Genomic DNA, 22,315 nt, shown 5'->3' with positions numbered 1-22,315 from the left:
ACGGAGGTCATTCCAATCCAATACAGCCACATGAATTACGCACTTGCAGGGTCGGCGTGAGGCGCACGCTGTGGGGCGGCGCGTCAGGCGAGGCCATGCGTTGCAACAACAGGTGCACGGCCTGGGCGCCGAGTGCCTGGACCGGCTGCGCAATCAGGGTCAGGCGTGGCTCGAAAAAGTCCGCCCAGTCAAAATCATCGAAACCGACCAGGGCCATCTGCCCCGGCACGGTAATCTGCGCGTCACGCAGGGCCTGCATGGCGCCGAGGGTCATCAGGTTATTACCGGCCATAATCGCCGTAGGTGGTGCTGCCAGCCCCAGCAACTGCACCGTTGCCTTGCGCGCCGGTTCAGTGTTGGAGCCGCCGTTGACCAGCAGTTGCGGATCAAACGCCAGCCCCGCCGCGAGCAATGCCGCGCGATAACCCGCGACGCGCTCGTCCGTGGTACTGAACCCCTCCCGCCCGGCGATAAAACCAATCCGCCGGTGCCCATGGGCGATCAGGTGCTGGATAAGGGCCTGGGTCGGCTGGGCGTTGTCCACCCCGATCTGGTCAAATTGATCGCTCATCATGCGGTCAACCAGCACTGCTGGAATCTCGTTGGCCCGCAGGTACTCCAGCGCCTTGGAGCCATTGGAGGGCGCCAGCACAATCCCATCCACCCGCCGATGATGCAGCGCCGTGACCACCCGCAATTCCTGCTCCGGATCATCATGGGTGTCGACAAACAACATCATGTAGCCGTGCTTGGCGCACTCGGTTTCAATCGCGTGCACCGTTTCGCTGAAGTAGTGGTTGGACAACGCCGAGATCGCCACACCCATGGTATTGGTGCTTGACCGGGCCAGCGAGCGCGCCAGCGTGTTGGGGATGTAGCCCAACGCCTGGATCGCCTGCTGCACCGCCAGCACGGTGGCCGGGCTGACCTTGCGGGTGCCGTTCAACACGTGCGACACCGTCGATGTCGACACCCCGGCCCGGCTTGCCACGTCATCCATGGTGACCACGGCGTTGTTCCTTCTCAATGGATCAATGTTTACTCGACCAACCGCTGTACGTACCGATGTTGTCGCGGGTGATCAGTTTGGGCGTGAGCAGGGTAACCGCTTCGGCCGGGGCTTTGTCGTTGAGAATGTCATTGCCCACGTTTACCGCGGTCTGCGCCATGGCCCATGGGTCCTGGCTGGAAGACGCCTGTATCTGGGAGTCGGTCTTCAGCGCATTCTCGATATCCGGCGCGCCATCCACCGAGGTGATGATGAGGCCGCTGCGCTTGAGCTGCTTGGCCGCCAGGTCGCTGCCGACGGCTTGCGGGTCGTTGATCGCGAACAAGCCGTCGATTTTCGGGAAGCGCGTGAGATAACCCTGCATCACGTTCAAGCCACCTTCGCGGGAGCCTTTGCCGTCCTGATCATCGGACAGCACCTTGATGTCGGGCGCAGCAGCGAGTGCGGCCTTGCAACCTTTGACGCGGTCGGTCACGGCGGTCACTTGCGGGCCGTTCTGGATGATCACGTTGCCCTTGCCGGAGAGCTTGTCCACCAGGTACTGGCAGGCCAGCTTGCCGGCTTCGACGTTGTCGGTCTGCACGGTGGCGTTGACGCCCTTGGCGTCCACATCCACAGCGACCACGACGATCCCGGCATCGCGGGCTTTCTTGATCGCCGAGGCCATGGCAGACGGGTCGACGGCGTTGATCAGGATCAGGTCGACCTTGGACGAAATGAAGTTATCGATCTGCGAAAACTGCTTGCTCAGGTCATAGTCAGCCGACACCGAGGTGACCTTGACATTGGGGTTCAGCTCCTTGGCCCGCGCCGTGGCGCCATCGGCCAGGGTCACGAAGTACGGGTTGCCCAGGGAACCCATGCTGATGCCGAGGGCTTTCAACTCACGGGCTTCGACGGCTTGGGACATCAGGGCAGCCAAGGCAATGACGGGAAACATGCGTTTAAGGTTCATGCGGGTCTCTCTTGTGATTGTTGTATGAAATCAGGTCCGCGCACCGGACTGGCGATAACGATCCAGCGCCACCGCGCCGATGATCACAATGCCCTTGATGATGTATTGCCAGATATCCGACACGCCCAGCAGCACCAGCCCATTGGTGAGCACGGCAATGATCAGCGCACCGATCAGTGTGCCGCCGATGGTGCCGACGCCGCCGGTGAAGCTGGTGCCACCGAGGATCACCGCCGCAATCGCATCCAGCTCGTAGGATTGCCCCAGTTGCAGGCCATTGGCAGCGAATAGACGCGAAGCGCTCATCACCGCGCCCAGCCCGGCCAGTGCGCCGGACATGGCGTAGACGAACAGCAGCACCTTCCACACCTTGATCCCCGACAACCGCGCCGCTTCCGGGTTGCCGCCGACCGAGTAGATCTGCACGCCCATCACGGTGCGGCGCAGGATGAACCACGACAGCGCCACCACGGCCACGGCGATGATCACCAACCAGGGCACGCCGAGTAACGAGTCATTACCGATGAAGGCAAATGGCAGGTCCGGGTTGAACACGGTTTTGTCGTCCGCCAAAAGCCGCGCCAGCCCGCGCATGGCCGTCAGTGCGCCAAGGGTGACGATAAACGGCGGCAGGCGCATAAAAGCGATCAACCCGCCATTGACCAGCCCGAGCAACAGCCCGAAGCCGATACCCGCGGCAATCCCGAACATGCCGAACTGCGGCGACATCGACGCCTGCAAAGCCACCACCGCCGAGGCCGCCAGGATCGCGCCCACTGACAAGTCGATACCGGCGGTGAGGATCACAAACGTCATGCCCGCCGCCAGCACCACGTTCACCGACGCCTGTTGGGAGATGATCGACAGGTTCTGCATCGTCAGGAAGTTCTCGCTGGCCAGGGCAAAGCCCACCAACAGCAAGATCAGCACGGGCAACATGCCTACCGTGCGCATCAGCTCGCGTGCGCGTTCCGCTGTGTTTGTCGTTGCGATATTCAACTCAGCCATGGGCAACCACCTGATCGCCACCGGTGGCGAGGTCAATAATGCGTTCTTGGGAAATAGCCTGGCCGGAGGCACCGCCGACTTCAGCGACGAGCTGGCCTTCGCGCATGATCAACACGCGGTCGCAGGTGCCGATGATTTCCGGCAACTCGCTGGAAATCACCACGATGCCGATGCCGGCCTGGGCCAATTGATTGATGATGCGGTAGATCTCGGACTTGGAGCCGATGTCGACGCCGCGTGTGGGCTCGTCGAGGATCAGCACGTGGGGTTTGACCTCCAGCAGCCGTGCCAGAAGCACCTTCTGCTGATTGCCGCCGGACAAGGCGCCAGCATTGACCTTGCCTGACGCCACGCGAATCGACAGCGACTTGATCGCATCATTGGATCGCTGCAACGCATGGTCGCGGTCCAGCACTCCGCCGGCATGGGCATCCGGCACACAGGCGCAGACGTTGATGTTGTCCGCCACGCTCATGTCGAGGAACAGGCCCTGAGCCTTGCGGTCTTCGGTGAGGTAGACGACGCCTGCGCGAATCGCATCCGCCGGGGTGCGCAGTGGGGTAACGGCCTTGCCGACCACTTCCAGGGTGCCCGAGGTGCGTGGGTCGGCCGCAAAGATCAGCCGCGCCAGCTCGGTGCGCCCTGCCCCGACCAGCCCGGCAATGCCCAGTACTTCACCGGCATGCAGGTCGAAACTGCAGTGGCGCACGCGCTTGCCGTCGGCCATGTCGCGCACCCGCATCACCACGTTGCCGGGGTTATATGCGGCGTGTTCCTTCTTGTAAAACCCTGACAGGTCGCGGCCCACCATCATTTTCACCAACGCTTCGGCGGACAGTGCATCGCGGGTCAACTCGCCGATGTAGTGGCCGTCACGCAGCACCGAGACGCGGTCCGATAACGCGTAGATTTCGGCCATGCGGTGGCTGATGTAGATGATCGCCAAGCCCTGGCTGCGCAGTTGCTTGATCAGCGCGAACAAGCGGTCGGTCTCGCGGGATGACAAGGGCGTGGTGGGTTCGTCCATCACCAGGATCTTGGCGTGGGCATGCAGGGCGCGGGCGATTTCCACCAACTGACGCTCGGCGATCGACAGGCTGCTGACTCGCGTGGCCGGGGTGAACTCGGCGCCCAGGCGCTGCAGCACTTCGATGCAACCGGCCTCCATGCCCTTACGATCGATGGTCCAGCCGCGCCGCAATTCGCGGCCCAGGTAAATGTTCTCGGCCACGCTCAGGTTGGGGCACAGGCTCAATTCCTGATAGATCACGGCGATGCCAAGGGCTTTGGCGGTGGCGGGGTCGAAGGTGGGGATGAGCTGACCGGCAATGCGGATTTCACCGCCTGGGTCGGCTTGGTAGGCACCGGAGAGAATCTTCATCAGCGTCGACTTGCCGGCGCCGTTCTCCCCCATCAACGCGTGGATTTCGCCGGGGTAGACCTTCAGGCCGACCGTCTTGAGCACGCGCAAACCATTGAAGGTTTTGCTGATGCCCTGCATCTCAAGCAAGGGTTCAAGGCTCATGGATGAGCTCCTGGATTTTTTTATTTTTGTATTCGAGCCCCTTGGATCAGAGCCGATTGCCACCGACTCTAATCAGATACATTTACTTACGCAAGCGCTTGCGTGAGCCGTTTATCGCAAGATGAAACGTTTCATCAGGCACGTTATTCGCGATTTGTGTGGTTCTAGCGTTTTGGCAACATGCGCATCAGGGTGTTGTCTCGCACCCAGTAATGATGGAAAAGCCCAGCCACCGCATGCAGGCCGATCAACCAATAACCGGCACTGCCCAGCCATTCGTGCCAATGCTTGAATTGCTTGGCCAGGACCGGGTCTGGCGCTACCAGCGAGGGCAAGGCAAATTCAAAATACGGCACGGGCTTGCCGCCGGCGTTGAGCATCAACCAGGCCAATATCGGCGTGATGATCATCAGGCCGTACAACGCCAGGTGCATAAGGTGCGACACGCCGGTCTGCCAGGCCGGCGGGCGCGGCACGATCGGTGGCCGAGGTGCCAGGCGCCCGAGCAAGCGCAACCACACCAGCAGGAAAATCCCGCTGCCGAACAGTGCGTGGCCACCAAGGAGCAGGCTTTTGAGCGCATGGCCGCGGGGCAACAGGCCTTTGAGTTCGATGCAGCCATAGACGCCAACAAACAGCGCCAGCATCAGCCAATGCAGGGTCATCGATAACCGTGTATAGCGCTGTGTGGTCTGGGTTTCGCTCATGAAAAAGACACCTTGTGGGGAAGGGATGGCCGAACGTGGCTTGGAAGAGTCGACGCCACCCTCCCCGAGGAGTCTTAAGGCAGTCTGAAGATCGCCAAATCGATCATTTTCGCCACCTTCAGACTTCGTTAAGAAATGCCTTCGATACTGCCCCCAACTTCACTTGGGAGGCGTACCGCCAATGCCCGATATCGATTGGAACATTCCCTTGCCCCTGCTATTCGGCCAGGCAAACAGTGCACCGCTGCGCCTCTGCCGCGCCCTGCCCCAAGACCCTCAGCGACCTGCCTTCGAGGCATTTATCCAACAGCGTTTCCGCGTCGCACACGGCGCTGACATTCGCCACTTCATGCCGCAGTTGTTTGGCGTGAGCCACGCCAACGATGAGCTCTGCGCGGTCGCCGGCGTCCGCCTGGCGAGCGCCGAGCCGTTGTTCCTGGAACGCTACCTCGACCATCCGATCGACCCGCTGATCAGTGCCGCCGCCGAACAACCGGTGGAGCGCAGCGTCATCGCCGAAGTCGGCAACCTTGCGGCCAGCGACACCGGCAGTGCGCGCTTGAGCATCATCGCCATTACCTGGCTGCTGGCCATGGGAGGGCTGGAGTGGGTGGCGTTCACCGGCAACATCGGTCTGGTCAACAGCTTCCACCGCCTCGGCTTGAAGCCCGTCACTCTCTGCGCGGCCGACCCGCAGCGCCTGGGCGATGAGCGCCAGCACTGGGGCAGCTACTACGAGAGCCAGCCTTGGGTGCATGTCGGCAATATCCGCGCCGGGTTCATTCATTTGCGCAACATGGGCCTGTTCTCACGCCTGGGGTTGCCTACGAACGAGGACGCCAGCAATGTCGCCTGAAACCCGTCGTTTCCACGCCATGCTGCGCGGCCATGCCGAACGCAACGATGGTGCTATCGCCCTGTGGGGTGACAGTTGGAAAATGGACTACACCTCCCTGTTCGCCGAAGTCGCTTATCGCCAGGAGCGCCTGCGCGACGAAGGCGTCAAGGTGGTGGCCCTGGCCCTGGACAATGGCGTCGACGCGATGCTGTGGGACCTGGCAGTGCTGTTCGAAGGCTTGACCTGCCTGACACTGCCTCCGTTCTTCAGCCCGGCCCAGCGCGCCCATTGCCTGGAACAGAGTCACGCCGAACGGGTGATCGCCGAGCCTCACCTGGCGGCAGAACTGCAGGCTGGCGGTTACCGCCAAGCCGGCGAGTTCTGGTGCCGCACCTTTGAAGGCCGGCCAGCGATGCCGTCAAATACCGCCAAGCTGACGTTCACGTCCGGCACCACCGGGGCCCCCAAAGGTGTCTGCCTGAGCGCCGACAGCTTGCTGCGGGTTACCCGCGAGTTACATCAGGCCAGCCATTCCAGGGACCCGCGGCACCACCTGGCGTTGTTGCCCATCGCGATATTGCTGGAAAACCTCGGCTGCTACGCCGCCTTGTATGCCGGCGCCACTTTGAGCTTGCCCAGCCAGAAAAGCCTGGGCATCCAGGGCGCCAGCGCAGTGGACGCCGCCCAATTGCTCGGTTGCCTGGCAACGCGCCAGCCCCACAGCCTGATCCTGGTGCCGCAATTGTTGTTGATGCTGGTAATCGCCGCCGAGCAAAAGGCGTTCAACCCCCAGAGCCTGCGATTTGCTGCCGTCGGCGGCGCGCGCGTATCCAAGGCCTTGCTGCAACGTGCACAGCAATTGGGCATGACGGTTTACGAGGGTTACGGGCTGTCGGAGTGCGCGTCTGTGGTGTGCCTCAATCATCCTGAGGCACACCGTCCGGGCAGTGTCGGTCGACCGCTGCCCCACGTTGAAATCCGCCTGGCCGAAGACGGCGAAGTGCTGGTCAAGGGACCGATGCTGCTCGGTTACCTGGACCAGCCCGACCTGCACGCGCCATGGTGGCCCACCGGCGACCTGGGTGACGTTGATGAAGACGGTTTTCTCTACCTCAAGGGCCGCAAGAAGCATCAGTTCGTCACCAGTTACGGGCGCAATGTCAACCCCGACTGGGTCGAGGCCGAGTTGACCCAGGGCGGCATCATCGCCCAGGCATTCGTCTATGGCGAAGCCCTGCCGGAGAACCACGCCCTGCTCTGGCCCCTGCGTGCCGACTGCAGCGACGCCCAACTGGCCGCCGCCGTGGCCGAGGCCAACACCGGCCTGCCCGACTACGCCCAGGTGCATCGCTGGACGCGCCTGGCAGAACCGTTTACCACCGCCAACGGCCTGCTTACGGCCAATGGTCGACCAAAGCGCGACGCCATCGTCGCCCGTTATCAATCCGATCTCACCCCCGAACTGAATGAGGAATCCTCATCGTGAATTTTTTCGACACCCTGCAAGACGCCACCCAACACGAACGCCAGGCCCTGTTCAATTTGCCGATCATCCGGGACGCCCTGGAAGGCAAGGTCAGCCTGGAAAGCTATCGTGCGTTCCTGGCCCAGGCCTACTATCACGTCCGCCACACGGTGCCATTGATGATGGCCTGCGGTGCGCGCCTGCCGTCACGCCTGGAATGGCTGCGCAAGGCCGTCTGCGAGTACATCGAGGACGAATATGGCCACGAACACTGGGTGCTCAATGACATCGCCGCCTGCGGTGGAGACAAAGACGCGGTGCGCGATGGACGCCCAGGTTTGCCTATCGAGCTGATGGTCAGCTACCTCTATGACCTGATCGCCCGTGACAACCCGGTCGGCCTGTTTGGCATGGTCAATGTGCTGGAAGGCACCAGCATCGCCCTGGCTACCCATGCGGCCGGTAGCATCCGTGAGCGCCTGCAGCTGCCGGCCACCGCGTTCAGCTACCTGAGCTCTCACGGTTCCCTGGACATCGGTCACATGGAAACCTACCGCCGCTTGATGAACAACCTGGAAGACCCCGACGACCAGGCCGCGGTGATCCGTGCATCAAAGGTGGTGTACGCCCTTTACACCGACATGTTCCGCACCCTGCCGCGTATCGGGGAGACTCCCCATGCGCCTGTCTGATGCTCGCGTGGTGCTGACCGGCGCCAGCGGTGGCATCGGCCTGGCCATCGCCTCTGCCCTGTGCGCCAGTGGTGCGCAGGTGCTCGCCGTAGCCCGCCACCGCATGCCGCTGGAGGGCTTGCTTGAGCGCTATCCGCAGCAACTGTGCTGGGTCAGTGCCGACCTGACCTTCCTCACCGACCGCCGTAAAGTACTGGCCGCCGCCGAGGCCATCGGTGGCGTCAACCTGTTGATCAACGCAGCCGGCATCAACCACTTTGCCATGTTGGAACAGTTAGACGACAACGAGATCAACAGCATGCTGGCGCTCAACATCACCGCGCCAATCTGCCTGACCAAGCTGCTGCTGCCGCTGCTCAAGCAGGCACCGACCGCCATGGTGGTGAATGTCGGCTCAACGTATGGCTCTATCGGTTACCCCGGCTATGCGACCTACTGCGCCACCAAGTTTGCCTTGCGCGGGTTTTCCGAAGCCCTGCGCCGGGAACTGGCCGACACGCGTGTCGGCGTACTGTACGTAGCGCCGCGCGCGACCCGGACCCAGATGAACAGCCCGGCGGCGCAGGCCTTGAACGATGCACTCAAGTCTAACGTCGACGACCCGAACACCGTGGCGTCCGCGGTGATCCAGGCGATCGCCAACGAACGCCGCGACCTTTACCTGGGCTGGCCAGAACGCTTCTTCGTGCGCCTCAACAGCCTGTTGCCGAACCTGGTCGACCGCGGCTTGCGCAAACAACTGCCGCTGGTCCGCCGCTTGAGCGTTAAACCCGTGAATAAGGATCTGAACCCATGAAACAATTGTTCGCCGCGCTGTTGCTCAGCGCCTTGAGCCCCTTCACCTGGGCGTTGGACTCCATCGACCAGCAGCGCCTGAATGACATCCAGACGCGCTGGGCCCATATCCAATACAACCTGCCGGAGGAGCAGCGTACCCAAGCGTTCGAACGACTGGCCGCCCAGGCGACAGCGTTCACACAGGATCGCCCTCAGGTCGCCGAAGCGTGGATCTGGTCGGGGATTGTCACCAGCAGTTGGGCCGGCGCTCAGGGCGGGCTCGGCGCGTTGAGCAAGGTCAAAGTGGCCAAGGCCGACCTGGAAACCGCCCTCACCCTTGACCCCAAGGCCCTGCAAGGTTCGGCTTACACCAGCCTGGCGGCACTGTACGACCGGGTACCTGGCTGGCCGATCGGTTTCGGCGATGCCGACAAAGCTGAGCAGTTGCTCAAACAGGCCTTGCAACTTAACCCGGCGGGCATTGATAGTCTTTACTTCTGGGGTGACCACCTCTACCGGCAAAAACGTTATGGCGAAGCCCGTGATGCCTTGCAAAAAGCCCTGCTGGCCGCGCCACGGCCCGGTCGGGAAACCGCCGATGCCGGGCGGCGCAAGGAAATCGAAAGCCTGCTGGCCGACACCCATAAAAAACTCAACTGACAAGGGGTCTGCGTGCGTCTATTACTGATCGAGGATGACGTGGCGCTGGGGGAAGGTATTCACCAGGCGCTGGCTCGCGAAGGGTACACCGTCGATTGGCTGCAAGACGGCAGCAGTGCCCTGCACGCGCTGCTCAGCGAAACCTTTGACGCCGTGGTGCTGGACCTTGGCCTGCCACGCATGGACGGGCTGGAAGTGCTGCGTCGCCTGCGCGACAGTGGCGCCACGGTGCCCGTGTTGATCCTCACGGCACGCGATGCCACCGAGGACCGCATCGCCGGGCTCGATGCCGGCGCCGATGACTACCTGATCAAACCCTTCGACCTGGCCGAACTCAAGGCGCGCTTGCGCGCCTTGCTGCGCCGCAGCGCCGGCCGTGCACGGGTGGTGATCGAACACGCAGGCATCTGCCTTGACCCGAGCACGCAGCACGTCAGTTACCATGGCCAACCCGTGCTGCTGACTCCCAAGGAATATCAACTACTGCACGAATTGCTGTCACCGCCCGGCCGCGTCATGACCCGTGACCAATTGATGCAGTTGCTCTACGGCTGGAACGAAGAAGCCGAAAGCAACACGCTGGAAGTGCATATCCATCACCTGCGCAAGAAGTTCACCAGCGATCTGATCCGTACCATTCGAGGCGTTGGCTACCTGGTGGAGGAGCGCCGATGACCTCGATCCGGCGGCGCACCCTGACGCTGATCATCGGCCTGTTGCTCACCGGTTTGCTGGTGATCAGCGTGCTGAACCTGCATGACAGTAATCACGAAATTGCCGAAGTCTACGATGCACAACTGGCGCAGAATGCGCGCCTGCTCCAAGGTGTCATGAGCCTGCCACTGGCAAGCAAAGACCAGGCCGACCTGTATCGCGCCTTTAACAAAGCCTTGGGCGAGGCCATTCCCAAGGTGGATGGGCACCCTTACGAAAGCAAGATCGCCTTCCAGGTGTGGAGCCCAAAAGGCGAACTGCTGGTATTTACCGCCAGCGCGCCATCATTCGCCGTGCCCCCGGCGCAACCGGGGTACAGCAATATCGACGACCTGAACGGCCGGGAATGGCGCGGTTTCGTGCTCAAGGACAAGGACAATGGCCTGCGCATCTGGGTGGGTGAGCGTGACGACGTGCGCTCCGACCTGGTGCAACGCATCGTGCGGCATACTTTATGGCCCAATGTGTTGGGTAGCCTGATCCTGGCAGCAATGGTCTGGCTGGCCATCGGCTGGGGTCTCAAGCCGCTGGCCGATATGGCCGCCACGTTGCGGGCGCGGCACTCAGGCTCACTGGAACCGATGCAATTGACGCCCTTGCCCACCGAGCTGGAGCCGATGCAGGCGGCATTGAACCGGATGCTCGCGCAGATCCAGGAGATGCTCGGCCGTGAGCGGCGCTTTATCGCCGACGCTGCCCACGAGATGCGCACGCCCCTGGCGGTATTGCGCGTGCACGCGCAAAACCTGCTGGAGGCCGGCACCGAAGCCGAACGACGCGAATCACTGGCCTTTCTGATCACAGGCGTCGACCGCACCAGCCGCCTGGTCAGCCAATTGCTGACCATGGCGCGCCTGGAACCCAGCGCCGGGCAACTAACACTTCAGACGATCGACCTCGCGACAACCGTGCGTGAAACGCTGATCCAGCTGACACCCTGGCTGCTGAGCAAAGGCCTGGAACTGGTGTTCAATGCCGACGATGCCCCGTACCGTGTGACGACCGATCCTGGCGCGATCAACATTGCCCTGACCAACCTGGTGACCAACGCGGCGAATTTCTCTCCAGAACATGGGGTCATCACCGTGAAGCTGAGCCAGGACGCCAAACGCTTCGTACTGACCGTGGACGACCAGGGGCCGGGCATCGACGAGAGTCAGCGCGAACGTCTCTTCGAGCTGTTCTACAGCCGGGGCAATCCCGAAGGCGCTGGCTTGGGCCTGACGATTGTGCACACCATCGCTCAGCACTTGAGCGGCCGGGTACACCTGGAAAACCTGGCGTCCGGTGGCCTGAGAGCGACACTGGAGATACCTAGGTGAAGTCTGCGCCGGCGGGCACTTTGGAGCGCCTGTTGCTGGAGCGCTTAGAGAACCCTTGAGGTCTCCTGCAATCGGAAAGCCGATCTCGATCAAATGTGGGAACTGGCTTGCCTGCGATGGCATCACCTGGCTATGCCTGATGTGCCGAGTACCTGCATCGCCGGCGAGCCAGCTCCTATCGTCGAGTGGTATCAGCGCTGTTATTGCGCGTTAGCCTTCGCCGCATCGTTGATGATCGCCACCACCCGCGCCGGGTTCGACACCATCACCACGTGAGAAGCCCCCTTCACATCCACGGTTTCCTTCGAACCGGCACGGTCGGCCATGAATTTAAGCGCGGCCTCGGGAATATTTTTGTCAGCTGAGCCGTATATGAAATAGGACGGCACGCTTTTCCAGGCTGGATCACCCGACGGCTCCTTCAGCGCGGCTTCGGTGATCGGACGTTGCCCGGCTGCCATCAACTGGGCTTCCTTGGGTGCCACGTCGGCGGCGAACTGGCTGTTGAACTTGTCCTGCTGGATATACAGGTCGGTCACGCCGTCCTTGGAGACCACCGGTTTGTCGAGGGTCGGACCCAGGGTGCCGCCAGGGTAGCGGCCGGACAGTTCGAACGCGGTCTCGCCTTTTTCCGGGGCGAAAGCGGCCACATACACCAGCGCCTTGACCTTGTCGCTGCCATGCACGGCGTTGGTAATGACCGAGCCACCGTAGGAGTGGCCGACCAGGATCACCGGCCCCGGGGTATGTGCGACGATGTCGGCGACGTAGTCCGAGTCGGTCTTGACGCTGCGCAGCGGGTTGGCCACGGCGACCACCGGGTAGCCTTCGGCCTTGAGTCCGGCGATCACGCCGTTCCAGCTGGAGGCGTCGGCGAACGCGCCATGCACCAATACCACGGTGGCTTTCTGTGGTGCGGCAAAGCTGGCGGTGGCGGCACCGAAGGCCAATGCACCAGTGATCAGGGCGGCGGCGACGCGGGAGAACTTGAAGGTTTTCATAGACGTTTGCTCCGTTAGGGTAGGCGCTCAAGGCGTTGAACGTGAGGCCATGATGCCGAAGCGCTTTTTACAAATGGAGGCTAATAGTCGACGATATAGCGCAGATCGTCTAAAACTATTATTTATTTGCTATCAGGTGAGTCATGGATCGCTTGTCCACACTGCTGGTGCACTTCGGCATCGGTGCCGATACCTTTCACAGCGGGCCCCTGCACGGCGCCCTCGACACCCGCGATCTGCAGCAGCGCGGCCGGGTTTACTTGCTCAAGGAAGGCCAGGCCAGCCTGGAAATGCCCGACGGCACCCTGCGTATTCCCGAGCCCAGCCTGGTGCTGGTGCCGCGCCCCCTGCCCCATCGGTTGGTCGCGGCAAAAGCCGAGCGCGCCCAGGTGGTGGCGGCTTCGCTGCGCTTTGATGGGGGGATCGATAACCCATTGTCCGTGGCGCTGACCGACACCATCGTGATGCCGCTGCAGCAGATCCCAATGATCGCCGGCACGCTGGACTGGCTGTTCGACGAAGCTTTTGCCGAACATTGCGGTCGCGAGGCGGTGATGAACCGGCTGTTTGAGCTGATGGTGATTCAGTTCCTGCGCCACATGATGGCCTATCACAGCATGACCACCGGCATGATGTCTGGCTTGGCTGACTTGCGCCTGGCGCGGGCCATGACCTTATTGCACAACAACCCCGAACGCCCATGGACCGTGCAGGAAATGGCCGTTGAGTCGAACATGTCCCGTGCCAGTTTCGCCGCGCATTTCCATAAAGTGGTCGGCCAGACTCCAGCCGACTATGTGCTGAGCTGGCGCGTGAGCCTGGCACAGAAACGCCTGCGTGAAGGTCGCCCCATCGCCCTGATCGCCGATGAAGTCGGTTATGAAAGCCCCTCGGCGCTGGCCCGTGCGTTTCGCCGCAAGATCGGCACCAGCCCGCGGGAGTGGCTGCAGTTGCAGGCGCCGCTACGGGTCGAGCACGCCGCCGCTGTAGCTGGCGGATAACCGTGTGCCAGTGAACTTGGCGACCACCGCGCCCTGGGCCACCAAGCGCTCGCGGTGCGCGGTGACCATGCGTCCGGCCTGGGCAGCGTGCAAGATCACTTCGGAGGTCGGATCACCGGGGCGGCCGATGATGCGCGCGAAACGCTGGCCTTCGTCCACGTAGTCGCCCAGGCTTTTCTCGAACACCAATACTCCGGCGCAGGGGGCGAGGATGGTTTCCATACAGCCCATGTCGACCACGTCGCCTGGCCATTCGGCGATGCTCGCCACCTCGTCGATCACGCCGTGGACGCACAACCACGCCCACAAGCCATCGGCATCCTGTTGCGCCAGGGCGTCGCTGACGTCTGCCTGCCCGCGCAGCTCAATGGTGGCGGCCAGTTGCGGCGATGCGTGATTGATGATGGTTTCTTCAAAGGAGCCATCGCCGCCTTCATCCCAGACAATCACCAGCTCCACCTGCAACGCTGCTGCCAGCGCCAGGCCTTGGTCGGGCCAGAAACGGCGATGGATGTAGAGGTATGGCAACGCCTCGTCATCGGTGTGCAGGTCCAGCACCAGGTCAGCCTCGGCAGCCAACTGCACCAGGCGTTTCTGCCATTGCGCCAGGTTGCTTGCCGGGCGCTCCATGGCCAGGGAATGGTCGAAGGCACGGTTGAAATTCTGCCCGGTGGCTTCGTGGAAACGTCCGAGCAAGCGACCCTGGCGAAACTGGCCGATGCCGAAGGGATTGGCTTGGGCCACCACGGTAACAGTCCCCTTGAGTCGCCCCTGATCGGCACATGCCTGCAAGCGCGGCAGCAATTGATGCAATACCAGCATCCCGGCGATTTCGTCGGCATGCACGCCCGCCTGCAGGTGCACCTTCGGCCCACTGCCGTCGCCGTCAAAACGCCAGGCCCCGATATTCAGCACATTGCCGGCGTCGCCGGTTTCCTGCCACGAAAGGTCTTTCGCCATGCCTTGCCTTCCTCTAATCAATTAATCGGTAGAGATTGAACACACGTTCAACTAATCTGAGCGCTGTGCTGTTTCATCCAAGGCCTGCCCATGACCTCCGACCTGCCCAAACTGCGCCGCGCCGACCCCGACGAACGCCGGGACCTGCTGATTGCCGCCACCCTTACCTGCCTGGCCCGTGATGGGCATGCCGGGATTTCCGTGCGCCGAATCGCCTCCGAGGCCGGGGTGTCAGTGGGGTTGCTCAACCACCATTTCGGCAGCATTGACGCGCTGATCGCCGAGACCTACCACAAGCTGGCCAACGAGCTGACCAGCGCCCTCTGGGCACACGTGGAACAGGCCGAAGGCGCTGCGGCACGCCTGGACGCGTTTCTCAGTGCCTCATTCTCGCCCAGGGTCATGGACCCCGATCTGCTCGGCGTGTGGGTGGTGTTCTGGAGCCTGATCCGCCACTCGCCCCACGTGAACCAGTCCCACGAAAACAGCTATCACGCCTACCTGGCATTGATCCGACAACTGCTGGACGACTTGGCCAACAGCGAAAACCTGGTAATCCACGACAGTCACCTGGCCGCCATCGGCTTATCGGCGATGCTCGACGGACTCTGGCTCGAGGGGTGCCTCAACCCCGGCACCTTCAGCCCCGCCAACGGGCTGCACATCTGCCGCTGCTGGGTACAGGGGTTGCGTCACGGCGCATTCGGCGCCGACCACGTCCTGTGACACCGGGTGCCGAGCGCTGAGCATGGCCAGGGTGCCGCTGATGGCAATCAACACCGCGCCGATGATCAGCGAGCCATCCATCAGCGTGCCCCACACCAGGCTCGAGAGAATGAACGCCCAGATCAGCCCGGTGTACTCGAACGGCGCGAGTAACGTCGCCGTGGCGCGGCGGAAGCTGGCAAACAGCAGGAACTGTCCGATACCGCCCACCAAACCCGCCGCCAACATGCCCAGCCAGGCCGGTGCAGGGGCCGGTGTGTGGGTCCACGGCAAGGTCACGCCCATGCACACGACAAACACCACGTTGGTGATCAACATCTGCTCCAGCACCGTGCTGCTCGGGTCGACCTGGCGCAACTGGATATAGGTAAACGCCCAGCACAACGCCGCCCCCAAGGTCAGGGCGATGGGCCACGGGTCGAGCATATGGGTGGGACGGCACGCGATGATCACCCCGACAAACCCGATGATCAACGCGATCCACTGTCCACGGCTGGCGCGCTCCTTGAGGATCAGCGCTGCCAGCAGCGTGACCATGATCGGCGCGGAGAAATACAGGGTGGTCATTTCCGCCAGGCTCAGGTCCTTGGCGGCGGTGTAGTAGAGCAACCACGCCAGCAACGACAACAGACCGCGAATGATCAGCAAGCGGCGGCTGACCGATGCCCAGGCCCGCCGCAACAAGCCCATGCGCCCAGCCACCAGACACACGATCACCACCACCAGGCTGCGCCAGAACAGAATGGTGAACACCGAATAATCCGCCACCAGCCACTTGACCACCGCGTCCTGCAACGCCAGGAACAAGTAGGCCAGCGAACACAGGGCAATCCCTTGCAACCCGCGGTCCTGTGTCATCCGGCCGACCTGCGCAGCGGCGTGCCGCGCCGTTCGGCAATGGCGTAGACGCCTTCGATGAGGAAGGTCAGACACAGGTAGACCGCCGCCACCAGCAACAGCGGCTGATAGATCTGCAAGGTCTGTGCGCGTACCACGTTGGCCGCACCCAACAGGTCGACCACGGCAATGGTCGAGGCCAGCGCGGTGGATTTGAGCAACATCACCGTCTCCCCCGCCAGCGTCGGCAACAACAGGCGCATCGCCCGTGGCAGCCGCACCCGCAACAAGGCTTGGCGCGGCGTCATGCCGAATGCTGACGCGGCTTCCATTTCGCCCTTGGGCACTGCCAACAGGCCACCGCGAATCACTTCGCCGACATAGGCGCCGACTGACAACACCAGCGCAAACACGATGTACCAGTAACCGTCACGCAGGTAGGGCCAGAGAAAACTGCCACGAATCATCGGAAACTGCGCGAACAGGCTGCCCAGCCCGTAGTAGAAAATGTAGATCTGAATCAGCAGCGGCGTGCCACGCAACACGCTGGTGTAGGCCTGCGCGCCACGGGCCAGCCATTTGCGTCGCGACAACCGCGCCAACGCCACCAGCACCGCCAGGGCAAAACCCAGCAGCGCCGAAATCACCAGCAGCGACAAGGTGGTCTGCAAGCCTTTGGCGATCAGCCCCGCGTAGTAACTTATCCAATCAGGCATGGGCCGCTCACTCGACAACCGGCATCCAGCGACGGATTCGTCGCTCCAGGCGCCCGGACAGGTAGTTGGAAGCCAGCGTCACCAGGTAATACAAGGCGGCGGCCGTGAGGTAGAACAGCAGGTATTGACGGGTCGAGCCCGCCGCCTGCTTGGCGGTGTACAGCAACTCGTTGGTGCCGACCACGCTGATCAAGGCGCTGTCCTTGATCAGGTTGATCCACAGGTTGGACATGCCGGCCAGGGCGAACGGCGCCATGATCGGCAAGGTCACCCGGCGGAACAGGCCAAACCCGCTCAAGCCAAACGCCCGTGCCGCTTCGATCTGGCCGTGGGGAATCGCCAGGATTGCCGCGCGGAAGATCTCCGAAGCATAGGCGCCTTGCACCAGGCCCAACACCAGAATCGCCACCAGCGGTCCGCTGATGTTCATCTGCGCGAAGCCCATCCACAGCATCAGGGCGTTGAGGCCCATGGAGCCGGCGTAATACAGCAACAGGATCAACAGCAGCTCCGGCACTGCGCGAAACACCGTGGTGTAGCCGCGCATCAACAGCGCGATGGGCCGCGGCGCACTGAGCTTGAGGCAAGCCACCACCAGGCCGATCAACACGCCCACCGCAAACGAGCCGGCGGAGATCTGCAGGGTCATCCATAACCCTTTGAGCAACGCATTGCCCCACCCTTGTTCGTCGAAGCTGAGAAGGTCGAACATGGTTATTCGGTCTTCTGGGCGATTTGCGGGTAGGGGCTGTCACAGGTCTTGCTCACAAACGCCGGGGTATCGGTGCGCTTGCACGGGCTGACCGACAGGCCGAAATAGTGCTGCGACAGGTCGTCGTAGTCCTTGCTCACCAGCAACTCGCCGATGGCCTTGTCCAGCCGGGCCTTGAGCGCGGTGTCTTCCTTGCGCAGGCCGGCGCCGACCCCACGGCCGATGATCGGGTCGTAGGGCACGCTGGCGATATGGGCCAGGCCACTGGCTTCCGGGGTCTTGACCATCATCGCGATGGCGGTGTCGTCGGCCATCATGTAGTCGATACGCCCGGCGATCAGGTCGGCGTTGGCCGATTCCTGGGTGTCGTAGTACTTCAGGTCAGCGATGTTTTCGTAGTACTTCTTCAGGTAGTTGGCGCTGACGGTGGAGATCTGCACGCCGATCAACTTGCCCTTGAGGCCCGCCGGGGAGATCTCGACTTCGCTGCCTTTTGGCCCGGCCACGCCTAACAGGGAATCGTAGTAAGCACGGCTGAAAGCAATCTGTTTTTCACGCTCATCGGTCACCGACATCGACGAGAAAATCACGTCGATCTTCTTCGCCAGCAACGAGGGAATGATGCCGTCCCACGCCACTTCCTTGATCTGGCATTCGGCTTTCATGCCTTCGCAGAGCTTGTGGATCAGGTCCACCTCAAAGCCGGACCACTGGCCATTGCCGCCTTTCACAGTAAACGGCGGATAAGGTTCTGCGGCAACCGCGAACACGATGGGTGTCTCCGCCGCCCAGCTGAAACCGGCGGCCAACATCAACACTGCACTGCCCAACCACGTTGCCATTCGCTTGGATTTCATGATGTTGCCCCGTCTTGTTATGGAGTTAGCGAGTTTGATGCGCGTTGACGAACTGTCGGCAACGTTCACTGCGTGGATCGATAAACACCGCATCCGGCGAGCCGGTTTCTTCGATCATGCCTTGGTGCAGAAACGCCACTTTTGACGACACATCCCGGGCGAAGGCCATTTCATGGGTGACCAGGATCATGGTGCGGCCTTCCTCGGCCAGGGAGCGGATCACCCGCAGCACTTCGCCCACCAATTCCGGGTCGAGGGCCGAGGTGGGTTCGTCAAACAGCATGACTTTGGGGCGCATGGCCAACGCGCGGGCAATCGCCACCCGCTGCTGCTGGCCGCCGGACAGGAACGCCGGGTATTCGTTGCGTTTGGCCGCGAGGCCGACACGTTCGAGCAAGGCTTCGGCGCGTTCGATGGCCTCGGCGCGGCTTTCGCGCAGGACCTGGGTGGGAGCTTCGATGAGGTTTTCCAGCACGGTGCGGTGCGGCCACAGGTTGAAGTTCTGGAACACCATGCCCAGGGTCGAGCGGATACGCACCAGTTGCCTGGCATCCGCGACCAGGGGCGCGCCGGGACGGCCGTAGTTGAGCTTGATGCTTTCGCCGTCCACATGGATGCTGCCCTGGTCCGGCACTTCGAGCATGTTGATGCAGCGCAGCAGGGTGCTTTTGCCGGAGCCGCTGGCGCCGATCAGCGAGATCACGTCGCCTTCGTGGGCCGTCAGGGAAATACCCTTGAGCACTTCGATATTGCCGAAGCGCTTGTGCAGGTCGATGACCTCGATCATCTTTTTGGCTTCGGCCGCTGGCACCCCTTCGATCCTGGGCACTGCCGCAATACGCGGTTCACCGGCGAGCTTGGCGACAAAGTGCGCGATGCGTTGGCAGGCTTCAGACAGGCGCTCCTCGCCCAAGGTGAAAGACAAGCGAACGAAACCCTGGGCCGGCGCCCCAAACGCGGCGGCGTCGAGTACCGAAACGCCGGCTTCACGAAACAGGCGCCAGGCAAAGTCAAGGGAGCCCAGGCCGGTGCCGCGCACATCCACCAGCACAAACATCCCGGCTTGCGGCGCCTGTACCTTGATGCCAGGGCATGCACTGAGCCCCGCCATCACCAAGTCGCGACGGCGCCGATAAATCTCGCGCATGCCCTGAGTCACGTCGTCATGGGCCAGCACCGCGGCGGTGGCGGCTTCCATCACGAAACCCGGCAGTCCGTAGAGCATGCTGAGCACCAAGGTTTCGGCGTGTGCGACCATCTGCGGCGTGGCGATGATCCAGCCGATACGCCAGCCGGTCATGGCATGGGACTTGGACAAACTGCCAATCACCACGCAACGCTCGGCCATGCCCGGCAGCGCAGCGAGGCTGTGGTACTCACCGTCGAACACCAGGCTTTCATAGACCTCATCCACCACCACCCACAGGTCGCGGGCAATCGCCAGGTCGGCAATGGCTTGCAGCTCTTGCAGGTTGAGCACCACGCCGGTCGGGTTGTTCGGGTTGGAGAAGAAAATCGCCCGCGTACGCGGTGTGATGGCTGCGCCGAGCAACTGGGCATCGAGGCGAAAACCGGATTCCGGGGAACAGGGCACGCGCACCAACGTCGCGCCGCTGGCCTTCAGCGTGGCCTCGTAGGTGACGTACATCGGGTCGAGCACCAGCACTTCATCACCGGCCTGCAACAGACACAGAGAGGTCACGAACAAGGCGTTCTGCGCACCCGCCACGGTGATCACGTTCTCGGCGCTCAACGCACGTGCCAGCGTTTTACTGTAGCGCGCGGCAATGGCCTCGCGCAGTGCCGGGCGACCGGGGATTTCGGTGTAATGGGTGTCACCGTCGCGCAAGGCACTCACGGCGGCGTCGGTGATGAACGATGGCGTGGCGAAATCCGGGTCGCCGACGCTGAGGATGATGATGTCTTCCCCCTGGCTGGCCGCCTGGAACGCGGCGTGGTGGATGTCCCAGGCGGCTACGCCCTGCCCTGCAATTCGTTCGACGAAGGGGGAAAACCGCATGCCAGAGCCTCTTGTTCAAGAAGAAACAGCGCGAACCCGTCCGGTGACAAACGGGTGGATGCGGTCAACATAGTTCAAACTGAACAGTCGTTCAATGGGTAAGTTTGCGACCGTGTCGTTTATGGTCCAAAGAGGTCGTTGTGGTGATTTTTATCGATTGGCAGCGGTGACAGTCCTGCAATTCGCCGGCTGAGCCGAAGTTCAGCTCGCTCAACGTGACGTGGGTGGAGAGCAGCATGAATTCCCATCGGTTCGCAATTGACCCAATCACATTGAACCGGTGACCCGCCACAGTCCTCCAAGCTGAATAGACCACGGCCCGGTACACCTTCGATGACTTTTATTCTATGGATGGCCGTACTGGGCGCCGTATTGCTCACCCTCGCCCTCACCTCTTCCTATCTGCGCTGGATGCCGGTCACCACCTCGGCAGTGTGTCTGCTGCTGGGTGTGGGGATTGGCCCCCTGGGTGTTGACCTGCTGCACCTGGATATCAAGCACTCGGCACGCTGGATGGAGCACCTCACGGAAGTCGCGGTGCTGTTTTCGCTGTTTGTCAGCGGCCTGAAACTGCGCCTGCCGCTCAAGCACCGTACCTGGCGCATCGCGTTTGGCATGGCCGGGCCGGTGATGTTGCTGACCATCCTGGGGATCAGCCTCGCGCTGCACTACCTGTTTACGCTGTCGTGGGGCGTGTCGCTGCTGGTGGGCGCGATACTGGCGCCAACGGATCCGGTGCTGGCAGGCCTGGTGCAGGTCAATAACGCTCAGGATTACGACGCGCTGCGCTTCGGACTGTCCGGCGAAGCGGGCTTGAACGATGGCACCGCCTTCCCCTTTGTGATTTTTGCCCTGCTGTTCATGCAACACGGCGGGTTTGACGGCGATTGGCTGGGCGGTTGGGTGTTGAAGAATTTGCTGTGGGCAGTGCCGGCCGGTTTGTTGATCGGCTACTGGATGGGCCGGGGCATTGGCCGCGTGACGTTGTGGCTGCGCATCACCAACAGTGACAGCACGCTCTCGCCCAATGATTACCTGACCCTCGCTCTGATTGCGCTGGCCTATGTGGTCGCCGAGGCGGTGGGCGGTTATGGCTTTCTGTCCGTGTTTGCGGCGGGCCTTGGTTTGCGCCAGGCGGAATTCCGCTCCACCGGAAACTCACAAACGCCTTCGGAGCATCTGGCATTGCCAGTGGTGGGCCATTTGGAAGTCGAGCCAGACCGGGCGTTGCAAGGGGATGTGAGCGAACTGAAGGACACCCAGATCGCCGCCGGCGTCATGATGGGCGACATGCTCTCATTCGGCAGCCTGGTGGAACGCTCGATGGAGGTGTTCCTGGTGACCGTGTTGGGGATTGTGCTGATAAGCCATTGGGATTGGCGGGCATTACCGATGGCGGCGCTGTTGTTTTGCGTGATTCGGCCGATCAGTGTGCTGGCGATGCCTTGGGGGCGTCTGATTGATCGTCAACAACGCGGCCTGATGGGCTGGTTCGGTATTCGCGGAATCGGCAGCATTTACTACCTGTTTTACGCGCTCAATCATGGCCTGATCGGCACCAGCAGCGCGGTGGCGGTGAACCTCACCTTATCGGTGATCGCCCTGAGCATCGTCGTTCATGGCCTCAGTACCCAACCGATGCTGGTGTGGTATGAACGACGTGCCCGGGTGAATACTCAGTCCTGACGCTCGGTATTACCCACATCCGCCGCGTCATCCAGATCGTTGAGCGGCACCTCTGCATCATCCATCAACGAACCCGGGTCTTCATTGCCGGGGTCGTTGAGTTCATCGTCGAGTTCTTTGGACATGA

Annotated in this window: 22 protein-coding genes and 1 pseudogene; 10 read left to right on the top strand and 13 right to left on the bottom strand. The window is 62.2% G+C overall.

Annotated features, from left to right (window positions below; translation table 11 throughout):
* Positions 1-7 precede the first annotated feature (7 nt).
* The 5 genes from AB4N92_RS25855 to AB4N92_RS25835 all read right to left on the bottom strand — a co-directional run bounded on the left by AB4N92_RS25855 (position 8) and on the right by AB4N92_RS25835 (position 5,204).
* The gene (locus AB4N92_RS25855; protein ID WP_021493156.1) at positions 8-1,009 is read right to left on the bottom strand and encodes a LacI family DNA-binding transcriptional regulator; all 1,002 of its coding nucleotides are present in this window, start codon (positions 1,007-1,009) and stop codon (positions 8-10) included.
* A gap of 22 nt (positions 1,010-1,031) precedes the next feature.
* Complete coding sequence (locus AB4N92_RS25850) at positions 1,032-1,964, bottom strand: ABC transporter substrate-binding protein (protein ID WP_010210471.1); 933 nt, start codon at positions 1,962-1,964, stop codon at positions 1,032-1,034.
* A 30-nt stretch (positions 1,965-1,994) separates the two neighbouring features.
* On the bottom strand, positions 1,995-2,972 hold the full coding sequence (locus tag AB4N92_RS25845) for an ABC transporter permease subunit (protein WP_154846800.1): 978 nt from the start codon (positions 2,970-2,972) through the stop codon (positions 1,995-1,997).
* Complete coding sequence (locus tag AB4N92_RS25840) at positions 2,965-4,497, bottom strand: sugar ABC transporter ATP-binding protein (RefSeq protein ID WP_010210473.1); 1,533 nt, start codon at positions 4,495-4,497, stop codon at positions 2,965-2,967. The genes AB4N92_RS25845 and AB4N92_RS25840 overlap by 8 nt, the downstream gene beginning before the upstream one ends.
* 164 nt (positions 4,498-4,661) lie before the next feature.
* On the bottom strand, positions 4,662-5,204 hold the full coding sequence (locus AB4N92_RS25835) for a cytochrome b (protein ID WP_021493159.1): 543 nt from the start codon (positions 5,202-5,204) through the stop codon (positions 4,662-4,664).
* A 181-nt stretch (positions 5,205-5,385) separates the two neighbouring features.
* Between AB4N92_RS25835 and AB4N92_RS25830 the strand changes: the two genes are divergently transcribed.
* From AB4N92_RS25830 to AB4N92_RS25800, 7 genes are read left to right on the top strand one after another with little or no spacing between them, the layout of a single operon-like run.
* A complete protein-coding gene (locus tag AB4N92_RS25830) occupies positions 5,386-6,060 on the top strand; it encodes a thermostable hemolysin (RefSeq protein ID WP_021493160.1) in 675 nt (224 codons plus the stop codon).
* The gene (locus tag AB4N92_RS25825; protein WP_183701574.1) at positions 6,050-7,528 is read left to right on the top strand and encodes an AMP-binding protein; all 1,479 of its coding nucleotides are present in this window, start codon (positions 6,050-6,052) and stop codon (positions 7,526-7,528) included. The genes AB4N92_RS25830 and AB4N92_RS25825 overlap by 11 nt, the downstream gene beginning before the upstream one ends.
* Positions 7,525-8,199, top strand: coding sequence for a TenA family transcriptional regulator (locus tag AB4N92_RS25820; protein WP_069673063.1), 675 nt, complete (start codon positions 7,525-7,527; stop codon positions 8,197-8,199). The genes AB4N92_RS25825 and AB4N92_RS25820 overlap by 4 nt, the downstream gene beginning before the upstream one ends.
* On the top strand, positions 8,186-8,995 hold the full coding sequence (locus tag AB4N92_RS25815) for an SDR family oxidoreductase (protein ID WP_021493163.1): 810 nt from the start codon (positions 8,186-8,188) through the stop codon (positions 8,993-8,995). Before AB4N92_RS25820 ends, AB4N92_RS25815 begins: the two co-directional genes overlap by 14 nt.
* Positions 8,992-9,636: a tetratricopeptide repeat protein gene (locus AB4N92_RS25810; protein ID WP_236267136.1), complete on the top strand. Its 645-nt coding sequence runs from the start codon at positions 8,992-8,994 to the stop codon at positions 9,634-9,636. Before AB4N92_RS25815 ends, AB4N92_RS25810 begins: the two co-directional genes overlap by 4 nt.
* A gap of 12 nt (positions 9,637-9,648) precedes the next feature.
* Complete coding sequence (locus AB4N92_RS25805) at positions 9,649-10,311, top strand: response regulator (RefSeq protein WP_010210483.1); 663 nt, start codon at positions 9,649-9,651, stop codon at positions 10,309-10,311.
* On the top strand, positions 10,308-11,672 hold the full coding sequence (locus tag AB4N92_RS25800) for a sensor histidine kinase (RefSeq protein WP_236267135.1): 1,365 nt from the start codon (positions 10,308-10,310) through the stop codon (positions 11,670-11,672). The genes AB4N92_RS25805 and AB4N92_RS25800 overlap by 4 nt, the downstream gene beginning before the upstream one ends.
* A gap of 200 nt (positions 11,673-11,872) precedes the next feature.
* Here the strand turns inward: AB4N92_RS25800 and AB4N92_RS25795 are convergent, their stop codons facing one another.
* Positions 11,873-12,673: an alpha/beta fold hydrolase gene (locus AB4N92_RS25795; protein WP_010210486.1), complete on the bottom strand. Its 801-nt coding sequence runs from the start codon at positions 12,671-12,673 to the stop codon at positions 11,873-11,875.
* A 143-nt stretch (positions 12,674-12,816) separates the two neighbouring features.
* On the opposite strand from AB4N92_RS25795, the gene AB4N92_RS25790 reads away from it, so the two are divergent.
* The gene (locus AB4N92_RS25790) at positions 12,817-13,674 is read left to right on the top strand and encodes an AraC family transcriptional regulator (protein ID WP_010210488.1); all 858 of its coding nucleotides are present in this window, start codon (positions 12,817-12,819) and stop codon (positions 13,672-13,674) included.
* Here the strand turns inward: AB4N92_RS25790 and AB4N92_RS25785 are convergent.
* The gene (locus tag AB4N92_RS25785; RefSeq protein ID WP_460128625.1) at positions 13,636-14,634 is read right to left on the bottom strand and encodes a M14 family metallopeptidase; all 999 of its coding nucleotides are present in this window, start codon (positions 14,632-14,634) and stop codon (positions 13,636-13,638) included. The two genes, AB4N92_RS25790 and AB4N92_RS25785, sit on opposite strands and share 39 nt — an antisense overlap.
* A gap of 90 nt (positions 14,635-14,724) precedes the next feature.
* On the opposite strand from AB4N92_RS25785, the pseudogene AB4N92_RS25780 reads away from it, so the two are divergent.
* Positions 14,725-15,264, top strand: a pseudogene (locus tag AB4N92_RS25780) (TetR/AcrR family transcriptional regulator); the annotation flags it as partial.
* On the opposite strand, the gene AB4N92_RS25775 reads toward AB4N92_RS25780, so the two are convergent.
* From AB4N92_RS25775 to AB4N92_RS25755, 5 genes are read right to left on the bottom strand one after another with little or no spacing between them, the layout of a single operon-like run.
* The gene (locus tag AB4N92_RS25775) at positions 15,220-16,218 is read right to left on the bottom strand and encodes a DMT family transporter (protein WP_106119234.1); all 999 of its coding nucleotides are present in this window, start codon (positions 16,216-16,218) and stop codon (positions 15,220-15,222) included. The pseudogene AB4N92_RS25780 and the gene AB4N92_RS25775 overlap by 45 nt on opposite strands.
* Complete coding sequence (locus AB4N92_RS25770; protein ID WP_010210492.1) at positions 16,215-16,913, bottom strand: ABC transporter permease; 699 nt, start codon at positions 16,911-16,913, stop codon at positions 16,215-16,217. The genes AB4N92_RS25775 and AB4N92_RS25770 overlap by 4 nt, the downstream gene beginning before the upstream one ends.
* Before the next feature lie 7 nt (positions 16,914-16,920).
* The gene (locus AB4N92_RS25765) at positions 16,921-17,625 is read right to left on the bottom strand and encodes an ABC transporter permease (protein WP_010210493.1); all 705 of its coding nucleotides are present in this window, start codon (positions 17,623-17,625) and stop codon (positions 16,921-16,923) included.
* Positions 17,626-17,627: 2 nt separating this feature from the next.
* A complete protein-coding gene (locus tag AB4N92_RS25760; protein ID WP_047542028.1) occupies positions 17,628-18,482 on the bottom strand; it encodes a transporter substrate-binding domain-containing protein in 855 nt (284 codons plus the stop codon).
* 25 nt (positions 18,483-18,507) lie between these two features.
* The gene (locus tag AB4N92_RS25755; RefSeq protein ID WP_329605867.1) at positions 18,508-20,502 is read right to left on the bottom strand and encodes an aminotransferase class I/II-fold pyridoxal phosphate-dependent enzyme; all 1,995 of its coding nucleotides are present in this window, start codon (positions 20,500-20,502) and stop codon (positions 18,508-18,510) included.
* Positions 20,503-20,835: 333 nt separating this feature from the next.
* On the opposite strand from AB4N92_RS25755, the gene AB4N92_RS25750 reads away from it, so the two are divergent.
* Positions 20,836-22,188 (top strand): cation:proton antiporter, encoded by a 1,353-nt coding sequence (locus tag AB4N92_RS25750; RefSeq protein WP_045792119.1) that lies wholly within the window; start codon positions 20,836-20,838, stop codon positions 22,186-22,188.
* Here the strand turns inward: AB4N92_RS25750 and AB4N92_RS25745 are convergent.
* Positions 22,179-22,313, bottom strand: a complete 135-nt coding sequence (locus AB4N92_RS25745; protein WP_010210499.1) for a hypothetical protein — start codon at positions 22,311-22,313, stop codon at positions 22,179-22,181. The genes AB4N92_RS25750 and AB4N92_RS25745 overlap by 10 nt on opposite strands.
* Between the last annotated feature and the right edge of the window lie 2 nt (positions 22,314-22,315).

This window comes from Pseudomonas sp. S3_A09, from assembly GCF_054668065.1.
The sequence above is the reverse complement of the archived record's forward strand: the minus strand, read 5'-3'. Positions and strand labels throughout refer to the sequence as shown.